The sequence below is a fragment of the Streptomyces marincola genome, assembly GCF_020410765.1.
Lineage (GTDB): Bacteria > Actinomycetota > Actinomycetes > Streptomycetales > Streptomycetaceae > Streptomyces > Streptomyces marincola.
In genome coordinates this window covers 5,846,842-5,863,455 of the sequence record NZ_CP084541.1, presented here as the reverse complement: position 1 = coordinate 5,863,455, position 16,614 = coordinate 5,846,842, and the positions used below count along the sequence as shown (strand labels likewise).

Here is a 16,614-nt window from a genome sequence, read left to right as displayed (position 1 = left end):
GTTGTGTGTTCAGTGGATGTCGAAGGGGCCCGGCCTCATGGTTGCCAGACCCGGCCGGGCTCCTTCGTCTGCGGGGACGCTACACGTCAACCCAGCGGGACGCCAGCATTACGAGATGTAATCGGGATGATGGGGCGACGCCTGCGGCGAATCCCCTCAACGTCGCACATCTCTCCGTCATATCCGGTCAGCGATGGGCCAACTACGGTCATCCGCAAGGGCCTCAACGACTCACCCGGGCAACTCCCGCCGCTCACGCACGCCGCCCCCCGCTCGCGCGGCCCGGGAGGGCGCGCGGGAGAAGGGGGCGGGGACGGCCGGCGGGCGCCGAAACGGTTACTCGCCGGGAGCGGGCTTGCGGGCGATGCCGCCCACCATCAGCAGGCCGCTGTGGTCCAGCGGCTCCCGCACCGGCTCGTCGGGCCGCCACAGCGGCAGCGGAACGATCCCCGGCTCGATCAGGTCCATGCCGTCGAAGAACGTCGCTATGCGCTCCTTGCTGCGCAGCTGCCCGCGGCCGAGCGAGGCGATGAGGACGTCGTTCAGCTCCCTGGCCTCGGGGAAGGAGTTGCAGAAGTGCGTGATGAACAGGTAGCTGCCCGGGGCGAGGCGCGCCTTGTACGCGTCGACGACGCCGCCCGGGTCCTCCTCGTCGAGCAGGTGGTGGATGACCGCGACCATCATCAGGCCGAGCGGCTTGGAGAAGTCGATGAAGCCCTGCACGCCCGGGTGGTTCAGCACGTGCTCCACGTCGAGCATGTCGGCGGTGATCACCCGCGTGCGCTCGTCCTGGGCGAGCAGCGCGCGCCCGTGGGCGAGCACGATCGGGTCGTTGTCGACGTAGACGACCCGGGCCTCGGGGTTGACCGCCTGGGCCACCTGGTGGGTGTTCTGCGCCGAGGGCAGCCCGGAGCCGAGGTCGAGGAACTGGTCGATCCCCTGCTCGGCGAGGTGGCGGACCCCGCGGATCAGGATGTCCCGGTTGACGCGGGCGCTGGCCACGCCCGCGGCCGACACCTTGCGGCCGGCCTCGACGACCGCGGCGTCCACCTCGTAGTGGTCCTTGCCGCCGATCGCCGCGTCGTAGACCCGCGCGATGCTGGGCTTGGTGGTGTCGATCTCCACCGGCTCGTAGTCCGGCACCGCACCGCTCCAGCTCAGGCTGTAGTCGCGGGCCGCGGCGCCCGGGTCCGCGCCGCCTCTGTCTCTTCGGTCCGCCATCGCGCTGCTCCACTCCTCGGCCTGCCGTGACGTTCGCACAGCAGTTTCGCACGGGGGCGCCAACGGTTGGTGCCCCACCGGTATTTGGCGACGCGCACGGCTGCCCGGCCCGGCCGCGGCGGCCCGTCGGACGCCGGGCACCCGGCCCCGGAGCCGGTGGTCGAGGGGCCCGGCACGGATGATCAAGGGGCCCGGCACGGATGATCAAGGCCGGGCGGGGAACCCGGGGGCGCATGTCGTACTGGATGGAGACCGCGCCCGCAGCCCCCCGCCCCCGCCTCGACGCCGACACCGCGACCGACGTGGCCGTCGTGGGGGCCGGCATCGCCGGCCTGGCCACGGCCTGGGAGCTGGCCAGGGCGGGACGCGAGGTCGTCGTGCTCGAAGCCGACCGGGTGGCCGCCGGGGTCAGCGGGCACACCACCGCCAAGCTCAGCGCCCTGCACACCCTGGTCTACGACCGGCTGCGCCGCACCCGCGGCCCCGAGGGCGCCATGCTGTACGCGCAGTCCCAGCAGGACGCCGTCGAGCACGTGGCGGACGTCGCCGCCGAGCTGGGCGTCGACTGCGAACTCGAAGGCCGCCCCGCGTTCACCTGGGCCGACGACCCGAAGGGCGTCGACGCGCTGCGCGCCGAGGCGCTGGCCGCGGAGGAGGCCGGGCTCGACGCGTCGTTCGTGACCACGACGGGGCTGCCGTTCCCGGTGGCGGGGGCCGTGCGCGTCGAAGGGCAGGCGCAGTTCCATCCCCGCAAGTACCTGCTGGCGCTGGCCGCCGACCTGACCGCGCACGGCGGGCGCGTCTTCGAGCACACGCGCGTCACCGAGCTGGACGAGGGCGACACCTGCCGGCTCACCGCGGAGAACGGCCGGGTGGTGACGGCGCGGCACGTCGTCGTCGCCACCCACTACCCCGTCTTCGACCGGGCCCTGGCCTTCGCCCGGCTCGCCGTCCACAGGGAGCTCGTCGTCGCGGCGCCGGTGGGGGCCGCCGACGACCCCGGCGGCATGTTCATCACGCCGGAGGGCAGCAAGCGTTCGGTGCGGACCGCGCCCCTGCCGGACGGGCGGCGCCTGCTGATCGTGACCGGCGAGAGCCACACCCCGGGCACGGGGGACGTGCCCGCGGCCTACGAGCGGCTTGAGGGCTGGACGCGCGAGCACTTCCCCGGCGCGGAGATCACCCACCGCTGGGCCGCGCAGGACGCGGACCCGCCGGACCTGGTGCCGCTGGTCGGGCACCTGCGGCCGGGCACGCGGAACGTGTGGGTGGCCACCGGCTTCGGCGGCTGGGGCATGAGCGGCGGCGTCATGGCCGGCCGCCTGCTCGCCGCGCGCATCACCGGGGAGGAACTGCCCTGGCAGGACCTGTACGCCCCGGTGCCCGGCGTGCGCGAGGCACCGGCCCTGCTGAAGAACCAGGCCAACGCCGCCCGGCACTTCGTCGGTGACCGGCTGCGCTCGGGGCGGGAACGGGACGTGGCGGACCTGGCGCCTGGCACGGGCGCGGTGCTCCGCCTCGACGGCCACCCGTGCGCCGTGCACCGGGCCGCGGACGGCACGGTGCGGGCGGTGTCGGCCCGCTGCACCCACCTGGGCTGCCTGGTGGCGTTCAACGAAGCGGAGCAGACCTGGGAATGCCCCTGCCACGGCTCGCGCTTCTCCCCCGACGGCTCGGTCCTCCAGGGCCCAGCGACCGAGCCGCTGGCCCCCAGGGAGCCGTCGCCCCCGTCGCCTGACCCGGTGGACGGGGCCTCCGAGGGGTGAGGCGCGGCCCCCTGGCGGCGGGGGTCAGGGCTTGCGGGCCAGCAGCCCCCACTGGTAGGTGAACTCGCCCGGGGTCTCGGTGCGCCACTCGTTCAACGGCACGACGCCGGGCGGCAGGATCTCCAGGCCCTCGGCGGTGGCCGCGAGCTGCTCCTCGGTGCGGCAGTGGTAGGGCACCGCGCCCGAGGCCGCGTAGTCCTCGTTGAGCTTGATCATCTCGGGGGCCGCGATGGAGTCGCAGGTGGCGAGGAAGCTGCCCGAGGGCAGGCGCTTGGTGTACTCCCGCACCAGCAGCGCGGCCTCGTCGGGCACGATGTGACCGAGCATCGACAACAGCATCAGGGCGACCGGGCGGTCGAAGTCCAGGGTCCTGGCCGCCTGTTCGAGCACGGTGTCCGGGTCGCGCACGTCGGCCTCGACGTAGTCGGTCGCGCCCTCGGGGTGGGTGGTGAGCAGCGCCCTGGCGTGCACGAGCACCAGCGGGTCGTTGTCCACGTAGACGATGCGGCTGTCGGGAGCGACGCGCTGCGCGACCTCGTGCGTGTTGTCGGCGGTGGGCAGCCCGGTGCCGATGTCGAGGAACTGCCGCACGCCCTGTTCCGCGGCGAGGTGCGTGACCACGGCGCGCAGGAAGGTGCGGGAGGCGCGGGCGACGTTGATGGCCTGCGGGTAGTGGCGCTCCAGGTGCTGGCCCAGCCGCTCGTCGGCCTCGAAGTGGTCCTTGCCGCCCAGCGCCCAGTTCCACACGCGGGCGGAGTGCGGGACGCTGCTGTCTATCCTGGGGGCCGGGTTCTCTGGTGCGGTCATCGCTCGCCTCCGCGGGTGAGTGGGCTTGGTATGGCAGTCGTGGGCCTCGGGGCCGCCAGGCAGGCGGAGTCCATCGCGCGGTTGAAGGCGCGCACGGCGTCGATGTCGTCGGTGATGGTGGCGGCCGACTGGTGCAGGCCCCGGACGACGAGCCGGTCGGCGAGGTACCTGTGGTCGAACCGCACGATCTCCACGGCGCCGCTGGCCAGCATGGGGTGCGGCTGCGTGGTCAGCGGCATGACCTGCACCTTGATGTGCGAGGCGGCGTCGGCGGCGATGGCGTTGAGGTGGTCGAGCTGGCCGCGCATCACCTCGGGGCCGCCCACCACGCGGTGCAGCGCGGCGTGCTCGATCAGGCACCAGTAGCGCAGCGGGCGTTCCCGGTCGAACGCCTCCCGCTTGCGCCGGTCGGCCAGCTCCGCGCGGCGGCCGAGGCGGTCCCGGTCCTCGCCCGGGTACTGCGCGGCGAGCAGGGCGCGGGTGTAGTCGCCGGTCTGGAGCAGGTCGGGCACGAGCCCCGGGGCGTATCCGCGGATGAGCGAGGCGGACGACTCGAAGTCGAGGCGCTCCGCCTGCTCCGCGGTGAGCAGGTCGCGGTACTCGTGCCACCAGCCCGGGGTGTTGGCGTCCGCGAGCCGGGCGAGTACGTCCTCCACCTCGGGCTCCGCCGCGCCGTAGACGCGCAGCAGGTGCGCCACGGTGGCCGGTTTGAAGGTGTGCTTCGCCGCTTCGAGCCGGCGGATCGTCGTGGGGTGCACGTCCAGCTTCTCGGCGGCGACGGCGATCGACACTCCCGAGGCCACGCGGCGCGCGCGCAGATCGGCGGCGAGCAGCCGCAGGGCGGACGTGGCACCGGAACGGGCTCGGGACATGCCCCTCCTGCCGAGGACGTGCGGGTCGAACTGCTCTGCCATTAAACCACTTTGTGCGCGTTGCAGAGTGCTTCGCGCAGAGTCGGGCGACCGAGGGATGTGCCGGGCGTTCCGGTGTCGTCCGAAAGTCTCGGCCCGCGCCGGCCGGCACCACCCCGGCAGCACGCCGTTCTAGATTCGGAGGCATGCGCCGCGTGCTGAGGAACCTGCTGGTCGACGTCCTCTTCTTCCTGTTCGCGATCGTCTTCTCGGTGCTGATCGCGGACTCGGTGCTGCCCGACGACCTGTCGCCGGCCGCCGAGGCCACCGAGAACACGGTGTGGCTGGTGGCGTGCCTTGCCGTGTTCGCGCGCCGCCGGTGGCCCGTGCCGCTCGCGGCGGCGCTGATCGTCGCCGGGGCGTGGCTGCACCTGCTGACCGGCCCCACCCTCGTGGCGCTCTTCACCGTGGCCGCGCACCGCCCGCCCCGGGTCACGGCGTGGGTGACCGCCCTCGCGATGGCCCCCGCGCCGCTCGCCGTGGCCCAGCACCTGCTCGACCCCGAGCCGGACCGCTTCGTCCGCGGCATCGTCTACTTCCTCCTGATCCTCGGCGCGGTCGGCTGGGGGCTGTACACGCGTTCACGCCGCCAGCTCATCGCGTCCCTGCGGGAGCGCGCCGAGCGCGCCGCGATCGACGCCAGGCGGCAGGCCAGGGAGGACATGGCCCGCGAGATGCACGACGTGCTCGCGCACCGGCTCTCGCTGCTGAGCGTGCACGCCGGGGCGCTTGAGTTCAACCCGGGCGCCCCGCCCGCCGAGGTGCGGCGGGCCGCGGCGGTGATCCGGGAGAGCGCGCACCAGGCACTCGACGACCTGCGCGACGTCATCGGCGTGCTGCGGTCCGCCGGGGACACCGGCCGGCCGCAGCCGGTGCTCGCGGATCTGGAACGGCTGGCCGAGGAATCGCGGACGGCCGGCACGCGCGTGGTCCTCGACCAGCGGGTGGCGGACCCGGGCGCGGCGCCGGGCGCCGCCGGGCGGACCGCCTACCGCATCGTCCAGGAGGCCCTGACCAACGCGCGCAAGCACGCGGCCGGCGCGCCCGTGACCGTGACGGTGCGCGGCGGACCCGGCACCGGGCTGACCGTCGAGGTGGGCAACCCGGTCCGGGGCGGCGGCGCCTCCGACGCCATCCCCGGGGCCGGCCAGGGGCTCATCGGCCTGGCGGAACGGGCCTCGCTCGCCGGCGGCCGTCTTGAGCACCACAGGTCGGCGGACCGTTTCACGCTGACCGCGTGGCTGCCCTGGCCGGCCGCGGGCGGCGGGCCGTGACGGCCGGGCTCACGGCACGCGGCGGCCCCAGCGGGGCGCCGCCTCGGCCCACGCCCGTTCCCACGCCGCCGCCCTGCGGGCGTCGAGGCGACCGCGCGCCGCGTTCCTCGCCCCCACCGCGGCCACCCCGACGCAGGCCGCGACGCCCGCGCCGGCCAGGCCCGCGCCCAGCCACGCCTCGGACCTGGTCGCGGGCGCGCCCGTCAGCCGCCCCCTGTCGTCGGTCCAGACCGTGACCCGACTGCCGGGCTCTGCGCCGGCGTCCACCCGCGTGTGGGCGACGCGGACGACGCCGTCCCGCCCGGTCCAGCGCACTTCGGCGTGCGCCCGGCTGGCCGCGCCGGCCACGACGGGCACGGCTGCCCGTCCGATCACCTCCGCGCGCCGCGGCTGCGCCGTGTCCCGCTCCGCGAGCAGCGCGTCGCCCACCGCGAGCGCCGTGCCGACGCCCGCGGCGGGCGCGCCGGCCACGAGCACGAGCCCGGCGGCGAGTCCGAGCCAGGCCTCCGCCACGTCCGTCCGGCGGCGCAGCGGGTTGCGCCGCCATCGCCACAACCTCACCGTTCCGGTCATCGTCCCGTCCCTTCAGTGCGTCCGGGGAAATCGCTCCGTCCTCCCGGCTACCCAGGGAACGGCCCCGTTTCCCCCGGATGTCGGCCCGGTTGCCGTCGTGTGCCCGCCGCGCGCGCCGACGGCCTCGGCCAGCAGCGGCAGGGACCGGGCGAACTCGCGCTCCCAGTAGCCGTAGTGGTGCCGCCCCGGGCCGAGGGAGGCGGTCACGTCGAGGCCGTGCGCCCTGGCGGCGGCCACGTAGGCGGCGGCCATCTCGCCGAACTGCGCCTCAAGCGCGTCGTGCGGCGCGTCGTGCGGGTCGAGCGGCCCGGGCTCGCCGTTGCCCGATGACACGTAGACGGGGTAGCCGGGCGGCAGGTCGGCCACCAGCGCGCTCGGGTCGTGCGCCGCCCAGACGTCGGCCTGCGCCTCCGGGTCGCCCCACAGGGCCAGCGGGTCGTGGCCGAAGTCCTCAAGCCGCGCCATCACGGCAGGCGCGTCGACGCGGGTGTCGAGCCGGCCGCTGTAGGCGGCGGCGGCCCGGAAGAAGCCCGGATGGCGCCCGGCGTAGGCCAGCGCACCCGTGCCGCCCATGGAGGCGCCCGCCACGGCGCGCAGGTCGCCGGCGCCCACCTCGCGGGCCAGCACCGCGGGCAGTTCGGTCAGGTGGAACGTCTCCCACGCGGGCGGGCCGCCCCGCCCGCCGTTCCACCAGTCGGAGTAGTAGCCGACGGGCCCGCCCTCCGGCATGACGATCAACGCCTCGGTGCGCGCGGTGATCGCGGCCACGTCGGTGGAGTCCGTCCAGTCGTCGTGGCCGCCCGAGGCGTCGCAGCAGCCGTGGAGCAGGTAGATCGCGGGCCAGGTCCGCCCGGGGTCGCGGTCGTGCCCCGGCGGCAGCAGCACGCGGGTCCGCACGGTCGTGCCGAGCGCGGGGGACTCGATCGTGAGGTCGAGCGTGCGCTCCCCGCTGCGCTCGCGCTCCACGACGACGGCGCCCCGCGCGGCACCGTGGTCGTCCGCTCTGGCGAGGGCTCCCCCGGTGGCCGGCCCTGACACGGCCGCGAGGGCGAGGGCGAGGGCGGCGCACCACAGGCGCCTGGCGTGACTGCGCGTCGGTTGCATGGACCGGATTCCTCCACCTCGGTGTGCTGGGGCGCGTGGAATTCCCACCGCCTTCCCCGGAAGGGACCGGGGATTCCCGCGTTTTCCCGTGGAATGCGCGCGGGCGGGCACGGCCGCCGCGGAAATCACCTCTGCCCGTCGTCGCGCCGTGCCGTGATTGTGTGCGGCGCGCGCCGCCTGCCGCGGGACCCGCGGGGGCGCCGGGCGCGCACGTCGCCCGCGCGGCCGAACGCCCGCGGCCCGCGGTGCCGCGTTCCGCGCGCGGTCGCGGGCGCACGACCACGTCCGACACCACGCGGGAACGCCGGGAACCGGGGCTCGGGAACGGACGCGGCCGGGGTGCGGGCGGGCCGCATCCCCCGTGCCCGCGTAGGTTTTCTCCAGTGCCACCGAGACGCCGTGCCGGGTTTTTTCTCGCGGCGCTAGCCTGAGGATCCATCTCGGACGCAGGAATCGGAGCGGGTCATCATGTCTTCACCGGAGCCGAATGCACTCACGCTCGCGGATTTGTACGACGGAGTCGCGGAATTGTACGACGAGTGCAGCGCCGCGTTGGATTCGGCCCAGGCACCGTTCGGCGCGTGGATGGCCGACAACCTGCCGCGCGGCAAGCGCGCGCTCGACGTCGGCTGCGGGGCGGGGCGGCACACCACGACGCTGGCCGAACTGTTCGACGAGGTCGTGGGCACCGACCCGGCTCCCACCATGATCGAGATCGCCCGGCGCGACCGCGCCAGGCCGAACGTGGCCTACGAGGTGCGCGGCGCCCTCGACATGACGCCAGAGCGGGACGGACTCTTCGACCTGGTGTTCGCGTTCAGTTGCGTGTTCCTCATGGGCGAGACGCGGCAGGTGCTGCCCCACCTCGCGTCGCTCGTCGCGCCGGGCGGCACGCTGGTGATCTCCGACCCGGAGAACATGGTGGACCCCGACCGGCCCGACGCCCAGGCCGATCTCGCCTTCCGGTTCGCGCGGGTCGCGTGGGACGTGACCGGCCGGCTGGAGAACTCCATCAAGGCGCTGAACCTGTTCATGCACGAGAACTGGGGCCGGATCAGCGAGCTGAGCACCAAGCTCACGCGCGAGCAGTTCCGGCGCGAGTACGCGGCGGCGCTGCCCGGTGTGGAGTTCATCGACGACGTATGGCCCGGCATGCAGACCGCGCGCTGGCACAAGCCGGCCGCCTGACCCGCGCGGACCCGCCGCGCCCGGGGGAACGGTGCCCCGCGAGGATGGGAACCGCACACCCGTCGTGCCCCGTGCGCGTCAGGGCGCGCACGGGGCACGACGGAAGGAACCCCTCACATGGCCACGACCCACACGGTGCTCGATTCGCCGCTCGGCGCGCTGACGGTGGTCGCCGCGGACGGCGCGCTCACGGGGCTCTACTTCGAGGGGCACCTGCGCATGCCGCCGGCGGGCTCGCTCGGCGAGCGCGACGAGCGCGGGTTCGAGGACGCCCGCGTCCAGCTCGCGGAGTACTTCGCGGGGCGGCGGACACGGTTCGACCTGCCGCTCGCGCCCCGGGGGAACGCCTTCCAGCAGCGCGTGTGGGAGCTGCTGCGCGGCATCCCGTACGGCGAGACCCGTTCCTACGGCGCGCTGGCCCGGGAGCTGGGCGACCCGGGGCTCGCGCAGGCGGTCGGCGCGGCCAACGGGCGCAACCCGGTGTCGATCGTCGTGCCCTGCCACCGCGTGGTCGGGGCGGACGGGTCGCTGACCGGGTACGCGGGCGGCCTCGACCGCAAGCGGTTCCTGCTGGCCCTTGAGGAGCCCGCGCACGCCAAGGCGGCCCGCCTGTTCTGAACGGCCGCGTCCCCCGGCCCGCGCGGCCGGGGGACGCGCGGCTCAGGGCACGAGCGCGGGCACGTCGCACACCGTGCCGACCTCGATCCGCCGCCCCTCGGCCGCCGACTCCATGAGCGCCTGCATGGTGTCGAGGACGTGCAGGGCCAGTTCCCCCGAGGCGCGGTGCGCGGCTCCGGTGCGCAGCGCCTGGGCCATGTCGGCGAGGCCGGTGCCGCGCCCTGCTCCCAGGTAGCCGTGGGTGTGCGGCAGTTCCTGCCAGCGGCCCGAGCCGGCGGCGTGCAGCGCGACCGGCCCGTCGAAGCCGTTCGGGTCGGGCACCGACAGGCTCCCGCCGGTGCCGTGGACCTCGATCCTGGGCAGGTGGGCGGCGTGCGTGTCGAAGCTCATCAGCAGCGTGGTCAGCGCGCCGGACGCATGCGTGAGGACGCCGGTGACGTGGGTGTCCACCTCGACAGGGAACGTCGCGCCCGCCCGCGGCCCCGAGCCGATGGTGCGGCGTTCCGCCGGCCGCGAGGCGGCCCCGATGACGGCGGTGACCGGGCCGAGGAGGTGGACGAGCGCCGTCAGGTAGTAGGGGCCCATGTCGAACAGCGGGCCGCCGCCCGGCCGGTAGTAGAACTCGGGCTCCGCGTGCCACGCCTCGTGGCCCGGCGTGGTGAAGAACGCGGTGGCGGCGACGGGCCGCCCGACGCGGCCCTGGGCCACGGCGGCGCGCGCGGTCTGCACGCCCCGGCCGAGCACCGTGTCGGGCGCGCAGCCGACACGGACCCCGGCGGCGCGCGCCGCGGCCAGGATGCCGGCGCCGGTCGCGCGGTCGAGGGCGAGCGGCTTCTCGTTGTACACGTGCTTGCCCGCGGCGACGGCCGCGTGCGCGACGTCCGCGTGGGCGGCGGGGATCGTGAGGTTGAGCACGACGTCGACGTCGTCGGCCGCGTACAGCTCGGCCGGGGTGCGGGCGCGCACGCCCGGCCGGCCGGCCGCGGCCTTCGCGGCGCGCGCGGGGTCGAGGTCGGCGACGGCCGTCAGGGCCAGGCCCGCGTCCCGGCCGTGTTCGTCGAGGTGGTCGAGGTAGGCCCCGCTGATGACGCCGGCCCCGACGACGCCGACGCGCAGCGGGGTCACCGGGCGGCCCACAGCAGTCCGCGCCGGGTGAGTTCGCGCACGGCGGGGTCCTCCAGGTCCTCGATCTTGTGGCCGATGGCGCTGACGAACACCCGGCCGAGGCCCCAGGTGCGGGTCCACACCGCAGCCGAGGTCACGCCGCGGGCCGACTCCGGGATGCCGTCCGCGTCGGCGAAGGTGGTGGTCGCGAGCACGTCGGCCTCCGGGCCGGTGTGCACCAGGTACTGCTCGGTGTGCAGGGGGATGGCGGCGGGAAGCCCCGCGACGACGGGGTGGGCGGCCCGTTCCGGGACGATGTCCACGGTGTGCCGCACGAACTCGGGCGGGTGCATCACGAACTGGCCGCCGGTGAGCCACTGGTAGGCGGGGTCGGCGCGGAACGCGTCGCATATCCCGCCGTGCCAGCCGGCCAGCCCGGTGCCCGCGGCGACGGCCGCGCCCAGTGACGCGGACTGCTCGCGGGTGATCTCGCCCATGGTCCAGCACTGCACGACCAGGTCGGTGGCGGCCATGGCCACGGCGTCGAGATAGGCGTCGAGGGTGTCGGAGACGGTGACGCGGAAGCCCTGCTCGCGCAGGAAGGGCAGGAAGAGGTCGGTGGCCTGGACGGGAACGTGGCCTTCCCATCCGCCGCGGACGACGAGGGCCCTGCGGGCCGGTGCGGAACTCAAGGGCGGTGCCTTTCGGCCGGTGGCACGAACACCCCTTCATACGTGCACACGTGTGCGCTGGTCAACGGGCACGGCCCGCGGCCCTCACCGGCCGGCCCGAGCCTCCCCCGCCGGCCGGACCGACGGCGCGGCCGGTCCGGCCGACGGGCCTTCGGTGCGCGGGTGGGCCGGGTCAGCCCCGGTGGGCGGACGCGGGCACGGCTCCCGCGCGGGCCGAGGCGGCGGAACCGCCGGTGCGGCCCGGTAGGGCGAGGCCGCCGAAGTCGGCCTCCACGGCGGCGCGTTCGCGGGCGTCGGGGTAGGGGTTGGTGCAGGCGACGCCCGCCGTCGAGCCGGACATCAGGCTGCTGCACGGGCCCGGCTTCAGGTCGGGGAGGCCGAGGATGTGCCCGAGTTCGTGCGCGGCGATGCGGGTGGTGTCGTAGCCCTGGTGGACGGCCTGCCGCCCCATCCACACCGTGCCGCGGCCCAGGCTCGTGGTGAGCGCGCGCGGCCAGCCGTCGTCCGCGATGACGCGGACGTGGGCCGTGCGGCCGGGAGCCACCGGTTCGAGGCGGACGTTCGACACGCTGTCGTTCCAGACCTCTGCGCCCGCGTGGACCGCGGCGACGAACTCGCCGGCGCGCGAGGTGTCGTAGGTGACGACGACCGCGGCGGGGCGGACGGGCGCGGCGGACGCCTGGGCCGCCGTGACGGCGGGCACCAGGACGGCCATCAGCAGGGCCACGAGGGCGCGTACGGCGATGCGGGGTGTCACAGTCGACCTCCTGCGGGAAAACGGGTTTTTATCATGCCCATGTCATTTCGCTCCGGGAAGAGGGCCTGCCCGGGGCCTGCCCTCCCGAACGGCCCTCCGGGACGGCCCCCTCAGAGGAACGCGTGCCCCGCGCCCCGGTAGGTGAGCGCCCCGCCCACCAGGTCCTCGCCCTCGACGAGGTGGAAGACGTTGACGTGCTCGGCGAGTTCGCCCGCCTTGGCGTGCCTGAACCACACCAGGTCCCCGACCCGCAGGCCCGCCGCGGCCCGGCCGAGCAGCGGCGTCTGCACCTCCCCCGCGCCCTCGGTCGCGCGGAGGGACAGGCCCCGGGGGAACGCGGGCCTCGGCAGCCGGTCCCGCCCCGGCGGCCCCGAGGCGACCCAGCCGCCGCCGAGCACGGTGGCCACGCGGGGTGCCGGGCGCCGCACCACGGGCAGCGCGAAGTACACCGCAGGCCGCGGCCTGAAGGCGCGGTAGGCGTCGAACAGCGCCGGCCCGTACAGGCCGGACCCTGCGGCGATCTCGGTCACGGCCGGCTCCGACGCGGTGCGCTCCACGCTCCCGGTGCCGCCGCCGTTGACGAATTCGAGGTCGGCCACGGAGCGGACCGCGGCCACGACCGCGGCACGGCGTTCGGCCAGTTCCGCCGCGGACCGGCGCTGCATCGCCCGTACCGCGAGGCCGCGCAGGGGCGCGCCGGGCGGCGCGTCCCCGACGCCCGCGATCTGCGACTCGTAGGCCATCAGGCCGACCAGCCGGAACCCGGGCCGCGCGGCGACCGCCCGCGCCAGGGCCAGCGCCCCGGCCGGGTCGCGCACCGGCGAACGGCGGGCCCCCAGGTGCACCCGCCCGCCGAACAGCCGCAGCGACACGTCGAGTTCGACGCACAGCCGCAGCGGGCGCGCCGCCGCGGGGCGCGCGGTGGAAGCCAGGAACTCCAGGTGCTCGACGGAGTCGACCATGAGCGTCACGCGCCGCGCGAGCAGGTCGTCGCCCGCCAGGCGGCGCAGGGCCGCCGTGTCGGCCGTCGGGTAGGCCACGACCACGTCGCTCCCGCCGGCCCCGGCGCCCGGCGCCTGCCCGGCAGCGCGGTCGCCGGCCAGCCACAGCGCCTCGGGGAGCGTGTAGGCGAGCACACCGCGGAATCCCGGCAGCCCGCGGGCCAGGCTCAGCAGATCGGCGCAGCGCAGCGACTTGCTCGCGACCCTGACCGGCTTGCCGAGGGCCCGGCGGGCCAGGTCCGCGGCGTTCGCGCGGAACGCCGCCAGGTCGACCACGGCGAAGGGCGGTTCGAGCCCGGCCGCAGCCCGCGCCAGACGCCGTTGGGCCGCCCCGTCGCGCGCCGCGCCCGGCGCTCTCGGCGTTTCCATGGCACAGCACGGTAATTGACGCCCGTACCGACTGGTAAGACACTGCGCACCATGACGGCAGCCGCGTGGCGGAACTGGTCGCAGACCCGGCGTGCGCACCCCGTGCGCGTCGAACGGCCTGGCAGTGTCGATGAGTTGTCCGATGTGGTGCGCCGCGCCGTGCGCGAGGGGCTGCGGGTCAAGGCGGTCGGCAGCGGCCACTCGTTCACCGGGGCGGCGGCGACGGACGGTGTGCTGGTGCGGATGGACGCGCTGGACCGGCCTGTGCGCGTGGACCGGCCCCGCGGACTGGTGACGGTCGAGGCCGGCATGCCGCTCCACCTGCTGAACCGGGTCCTGGCCGCGCACGGCCTGGCCCTGACGAATCTCGGCGACATCGACCGCCAGACCGTATCGGGCGCCATCTCCACCGGCACGCACGGCACCGGCGCCCGTTCCGGCAGCCTGGCCGCACAGGTCGAGGCGCTCGAACTCGTCCTCGCCGACGGGACATCGGTGCGCTGCTCGGCGGCGGAGCGGCCCCAGCTGTTCGAGGCGGCCCGCATCGGCCTCGGCGCCCTCGGCGTCATCAGCCGGGTCACGCTCGCCTGCGAGCCGGCGTTCGCGCTGCACGCGTTCGAGGCCCCGATGCGGCTGCGCGACGTGCTGGCCCGGCTCGACGAACTGATCACGCGCAACGACCACTTCGAGTTCTACTGGTTCCCGCACACCGACCGGGTCCTGACCAAGCGCAACAACCGGCTGCCGCCCGGCGTCCCGCCCCGGCCGCTGCGCAGGGGCAGGGCCTGGCTGGAGGACGAGTTCCTCTCCAACACGCTCTTCGCGGGCGTCAACCGCGTCGGCACCGCCGTGCCGTGCGCCATTCCCCGGCTGAACGCCGTCTCCTCGCGCGCGCTGTCCGCCCGGCGCTACAGCGACGCGTCCCACCGGGTCTTCACCTCGCCGCGCCGCGTCGTCTTCCGCGAACTCGAATACGCGGTGCCGAGAGGCGGGATCGCGGACGTGCTGACGGCCGTCGACCGCTGGATCGAGGGCTCGGGGGAACGCGTCGCGTTCCCCGTCGAGGTGCGCTTCACCCCGGCCGACGACCTGTGGCTGTCCACGGCCCACGGCCGGGACACCGCCTACATCGCCGTGCACCAGTACCTGCGCCGCCCGTTCGCACGCTACTTCCGCGCGGTCGCGGGCATCGCGGACGCGGCCGGCGGCCGGCCGCACTGGGGAAAGCTGCACTGGCTCACGGCCCGGGACCTGGGTCCTCGCTACCCGCGCTTCGCGGACTTCCTGCGGGTGCGGGCGGCGCTCGACCCGGAGGGCACGTTCGCCAACGCCTACCTCGACCGGGTGCTCGGCAGGCCGTGACCCGCCGCGGGCCCCGGCCGCGCGCGGGCCAACCGCCGCGGGGGGCGGGCCGGTTGCCGCCGCCCGGGTCCGCGCGTTCCCCGTGGCGGTGAAAGGCTTGTCCGACCGGTGCGGAACGCCGGGCGCGCGCCGCCCGGCCCGCGCGCACCGCGCGTTCGACGATCCACCCCACGCCCGACCCATGCGATGAGAGGAAGCCGTGACCCACAGCACGACCGCCGACTGGTGGCGGGACCCGGTTGTCTACCAGATCTACGTCCCCAGCTTCGCCGACTCCGACGGCGACGGCATCGGCGACCTGCGGGGCATCACCGACCGCCTCGACCACCTGGCGGACCTGGGGGTCGACGCCGTGTGGCTCACCCCGTTCTACCCCTCGCCCTGGGCCGACGCGGGCTACGACGTCTCCGACCACCGCGCGGTCGACCCGCGGCACGGGACGCTGCGCGACGCCGAGGCGCTGCTGGAGCGCGCCCACGCCCTCGGCCTCAAGGTCATCGTCGACATCGTGCCCAACCACTGCTCCGACCAACACCCGTGGTTCGTCGAGGCGCTGGCCGCGGGGCCGGGCTCCGAGGCCCGCTCCCGCTTCGTGTTCCGCGACGGGCGCGGGCCCGACGGGGGTCTGCCGCCGGCCGACTGGCAGTCGAAGTTCGGCGGCAGCGCCTGGACCCGCGTGCCCGACGGGCAGTGGTACATGCACATCTTCGCCGCGGAGCAGCCCGACCTGAACTGGGAGCACCCCGATGTCATCGCCGACTTCGAGAAGACCCTGCGCTTCTGGCTCGACCTGGGCGTCGACGGTTTCCGCGTCGATGTCGCGCACGGGCTGCGCAAGGACCTCACGCCGCCGCTGCGCGACACCCACGGCCGCGACTCGGCGCCGCTGAACGCGCCGCCCGAGGGCGAGGACCACCCGTTCTGGGACCGCACCGAGGTGCACGAGGTCTACCGCGCGTGGCGCAAGGTACTCGACGCCTACGAACCGCCCCGGATCGCGGTCGCCGAGGCGGGCGTCAGCGCGCGGCGGCTGCCGCTGTACACGCGCCCGGACGAGCTGCACCAGGCGTTCAACTTCTTCTACCTGCGCTGCCCGTGGGACGGGCCCGCGTTCCGCGAGGTGATCGACAGCTCCCTGGCAGCCGCCCGTTCCGTCGGCGCGCTGCCCACGTGGGTGCTGTCCAACCACGACGTGGTCAGGCACGTCAGCCGGTACGCGCTGCCGCCCGGTACCGACCTCCCGGCCTGGCTGGCCGCCGACGGCCGCGATCCCGAGCCCGACGAGGCGACCGGGGAACGCAGGGCCAGGGCCGCGGCCCTGCTGACGCTCGCGCTGCCGGGGACCGCGTACCTCTACCAGGGCGAGGAACTGGGCCTGCCGGAAGTGCCCGACCTGCCGCGGGAGGTGCTGCGCGACCCGATGTGGGAACGGACCGGCCGCGCGGTCAAGGGCCGGGACGGGTGCCGCGTCCCGATCCCGTGGTCGCGCTCGGGCCCCTCGCTCGGTTTCGGGCCCGGCGCGGCGAGCTGGCTCCCCCAGCCGGCGGGCTGGGGGGAGCGGTCCGTCGAGGCGCAGCGCGGGCGGCCCGACTCGTTCCTCGAACTGTACCGAGCGGCGCTGACACTGCGGCGCCGGCAGCGCGGCGCCGAGGCGTTCGCCTGGCTGCCGGCGCGCGCGGGCGAACTGGCGTTCCGGCGCGGCGGCCTGGTCTGCCGGGTGAACTTCGCGCCGGAGCCGCTGCCCCTGCCCGCAGGGGAGCGCGTGCTGCTCGCCAGCGGGCCGACGGCCGGCGGGGCCGTCCCGCGGGACACGGCGGTCTGGCTGGCGCCGGCCCCGGGGGACGGCGCCTGAGCGCCGGCTGCCGGG

At 75.4% G+C, this 16,614-nt stretch carries 15 protein-coding genes; 6 read left to right on the top strand and 9 right to left on the bottom strand.

The features are described from left to right. Positions 1-336 precede the first annotated feature (336 nt). Positions 337-1,221: an SAM-dependent methyltransferase gene (locus LC193_RS25880; protein ID WP_226077789.1), complete on the bottom strand. Its 885-nt coding sequence runs from the start codon at positions 1,219-1,221 to the stop codon at positions 337-339. A 233-nt stretch (positions 1,222-1,454) separates the two neighbouring features. Between LC193_RS25880 and LC193_RS25875 the strand changes: the two genes are divergently transcribed. Beyond that, positions 1,455-2,987 (top strand): FAD-dependent oxidoreductase, encoded by a 1,533-nt coding sequence (locus LC193_RS25875; protein WP_226077788.1) that lies wholly within the window; start codon positions 1,455-1,457, stop codon positions 2,985-2,987. Between the two features lie 24 nt (positions 2,988-3,011). Here LC193_RS25875 and LC193_RS25870 read toward each other — a convergent pair whose 3' ends face one another. Further along, positions 3,012-3,794: an SAM-dependent methyltransferase gene (locus LC193_RS25870; protein ID WP_226077787.1), complete on the bottom strand. Its 783-nt coding sequence runs from the start codon at positions 3,792-3,794 to the stop codon at positions 3,012-3,014. Continuing rightward, complete coding sequence (locus tag LC193_RS25865; protein WP_226077786.1) at positions 3,791-4,708, bottom strand: helix-turn-helix domain-containing protein; 918 nt, start codon at positions 4,706-4,708, stop codon at positions 3,791-3,793. The genes LC193_RS25870 and LC193_RS25865 overlap by 4 nt, the downstream gene beginning before the upstream one ends. A 143-nt stretch (positions 4,709-4,851) precedes the next feature. On the opposite strand from LC193_RS25865, the gene LC193_RS25860 reads away from it, so the two are divergent. Beyond that, complete coding sequence (locus LC193_RS25860; protein ID WP_226077785.1) at positions 4,852-5,979, top strand: sensor histidine kinase; 1,128 nt, start codon at positions 4,852-4,854, stop codon at positions 5,977-5,979. Between the two features lie 9 nt (positions 5,980-5,988). Here the strand turns inward: LC193_RS25860 and LC193_RS25855 are convergent, their stop codons facing one another. Both LC193_RS25855 and LC193_RS25850 read right to left on the bottom strand, forming a co-directional pair. Next, entirely contained in the window at positions 5,989-6,552 is a 564-nt protein-coding gene (locus LC193_RS25855; RefSeq protein WP_226077784.1) for an Rv1733c family protein, read from the bottom strand. Between the two features lie 12 nt (positions 6,553-6,564). After that, on the bottom strand, positions 6,565-7,656 hold the full coding sequence (locus LC193_RS25850) for an alpha/beta hydrolase (protein ID WP_226077783.1): 1,092 nt from the start codon (positions 7,654-7,656) through the stop codon (positions 6,565-6,567). A gap of 507 nt (positions 7,657-8,163) precedes the next feature. Between LC193_RS25850 and LC193_RS25845 the strand changes: the two genes are divergently transcribed. Both LC193_RS25845 and LC193_RS25840 read left to right on the top strand, forming a co-directional pair. Beyond that, on the top strand, positions 8,164-8,844 hold the full coding sequence (locus LC193_RS25845) for a class I SAM-dependent methyltransferase (RefSeq protein WP_226077782.1): 681 nt from the start codon (positions 8,164-8,166) through the stop codon (positions 8,842-8,844). A 117-nt stretch (positions 8,845-8,961) separates the two neighbouring features. Beyond that, positions 8,962-9,462 carry a methylated-DNA--[protein]-cysteine S-methyltransferase gene (locus tag LC193_RS25840; protein WP_226077781.1) on the top strand — a complete coding sequence of 167 codons (501 nt, stop codon included), beginning with the start codon at positions 8,962-8,964 and terminating at the stop codon, positions 9,460-9,462. A gap of 42 nt (positions 9,463-9,504) precedes the next feature. Here the strand turns inward: LC193_RS25840 and LC193_RS25835 are convergent, their stop codons facing one another. The 4 genes from LC193_RS25835 to LC193_RS25820 form a co-directional block, all read right to left on the bottom strand. Then, the gene (locus tag LC193_RS25835) at positions 9,505-10,599 is read right to left on the bottom strand and encodes a Gfo/Idh/MocA family protein (protein WP_226077780.1); all 1,095 of its coding nucleotides are present in this window, start codon (positions 10,597-10,599) and stop codon (positions 9,505-9,507) included. Further along, a complete protein-coding gene (locus LC193_RS25830; RefSeq protein ID WP_226077779.1) occupies positions 10,584-11,258 on the bottom strand; it encodes a ThuA domain-containing protein in 675 nt (224 codons plus the stop codon). Before LC193_RS25830 ends, LC193_RS25835 begins: the two co-directional genes overlap by 16 nt. A gap of 172 nt (positions 11,259-11,430) precedes the next feature. Next, complete coding sequence (locus tag LC193_RS25825) at positions 11,431-11,973, bottom strand: snapalysin family zinc-dependent metalloprotease (protein WP_226078883.1); 543 nt, start codon at positions 11,971-11,973, stop codon at positions 11,431-11,433. A 152-nt stretch (positions 11,974-12,125) separates the two neighbouring features. Further along, positions 12,126-13,385: an alanine racemase gene (locus LC193_RS25820; RefSeq protein ID WP_226077778.1), complete on the bottom strand. Its 1,260-nt coding sequence runs from the start codon at positions 13,383-13,385 to the stop codon at positions 12,126-12,128. A gap of 51 nt (positions 13,386-13,436) precedes the next feature. Between LC193_RS25820 and LC193_RS25815 the strand changes: the two genes are divergently transcribed. Both LC193_RS25815 and LC193_RS25810 read left to right on the top strand, forming a co-directional pair. Beyond that, complete coding sequence (locus LC193_RS25815; protein ID WP_226077777.1) at positions 13,437-14,747, top strand: D-arabinono-1,4-lactone oxidase; 1,311 nt, start codon at positions 13,437-13,439, stop codon at positions 14,745-14,747. Between the two features lie 199 nt (positions 14,748-14,946). Continuing rightward, the gene (locus LC193_RS25810; RefSeq protein ID WP_226077776.1) at positions 14,947-16,599 is read left to right on the top strand and encodes a glycoside hydrolase family 13 protein; all 1,653 of its coding nucleotides are present in this window, start codon (positions 14,947-14,949) and stop codon (positions 16,597-16,599) included. Positions 16,600-16,614 lie beyond the last annotated feature (15 nt).

Coding starts and splice junctions, on each gene's coding strand:
- LC193_RS25880 (WP_226077789.1), bottom strand. CDS start 1,221: ATGGCGGACCGAAGAGACAGAGGCGGCGCGGACCCGGGCGCCGCGGCC.
- LC193_RS25875 (WP_226077788.1), top strand. CDS start 1,455: ATGTCGTACTGGATGGAGACCGCGCCCGCAGCCCCCCGCCCCCGCCTC.
- LC193_RS25870 (WP_226077787.1), bottom strand. CDS start 3,794: ATGACCGCACCAGAGAACCCGGCCCCCAGGATAGACAGCAGCGTCCCG.
- LC193_RS25865 (WP_226077786.1), bottom strand. CDS start 4,708: ATGGCAGAGCAGTTCGACCCGCACGTCCTCGGCAGGAGGGGCATGTCC.
- LC193_RS25860 (WP_226077785.1), top strand. CDS start 4,852: ATGCGCCGCGTGCTGAGGAACCTGCTGGTCGACGTCCTCTTCTTCCTG.
- LC193_RS25855 (WP_226077784.1), bottom strand. CDS start 6,552: ATGACCGGAACGGTGAGGTTGTGGCGATGGCGGCGCAACCCGCTGCGC.
- LC193_RS25850 (WP_226077783.1), bottom strand. CDS start 7,656: ATGCAACCGACGCGCAGTCACGCCAGGCGCCTGTGGTGCGCCGCCCTC.
- LC193_RS25840 (WP_226077781.1), top strand. CDS start 8,962: ATGGCCACGACCCACACGGTGCTCGATTCGCCGCTCGGCGCGCTGACG.
- LC193_RS25825 (WP_226078883.1), bottom strand. CDS start 11,973: ATGGCCGTCCTGGTGCCCGCCGTCACGGCGGCCCAGGCGTCCGCCGCG.
- LC193_RS25820 (WP_226077778.1), bottom strand. CDS start 13,385: ATGGAAACGCCGAGAGCGCCGGGCGCGGCGCGCGACGGGGCGGCCCAA.
- LC193_RS25815 (WP_226077777.1), top strand. CDS start 13,437: ATGACGGCAGCCGCGTGGCGGAACTGGTCGCAGACCCGGCGTGCGCAC.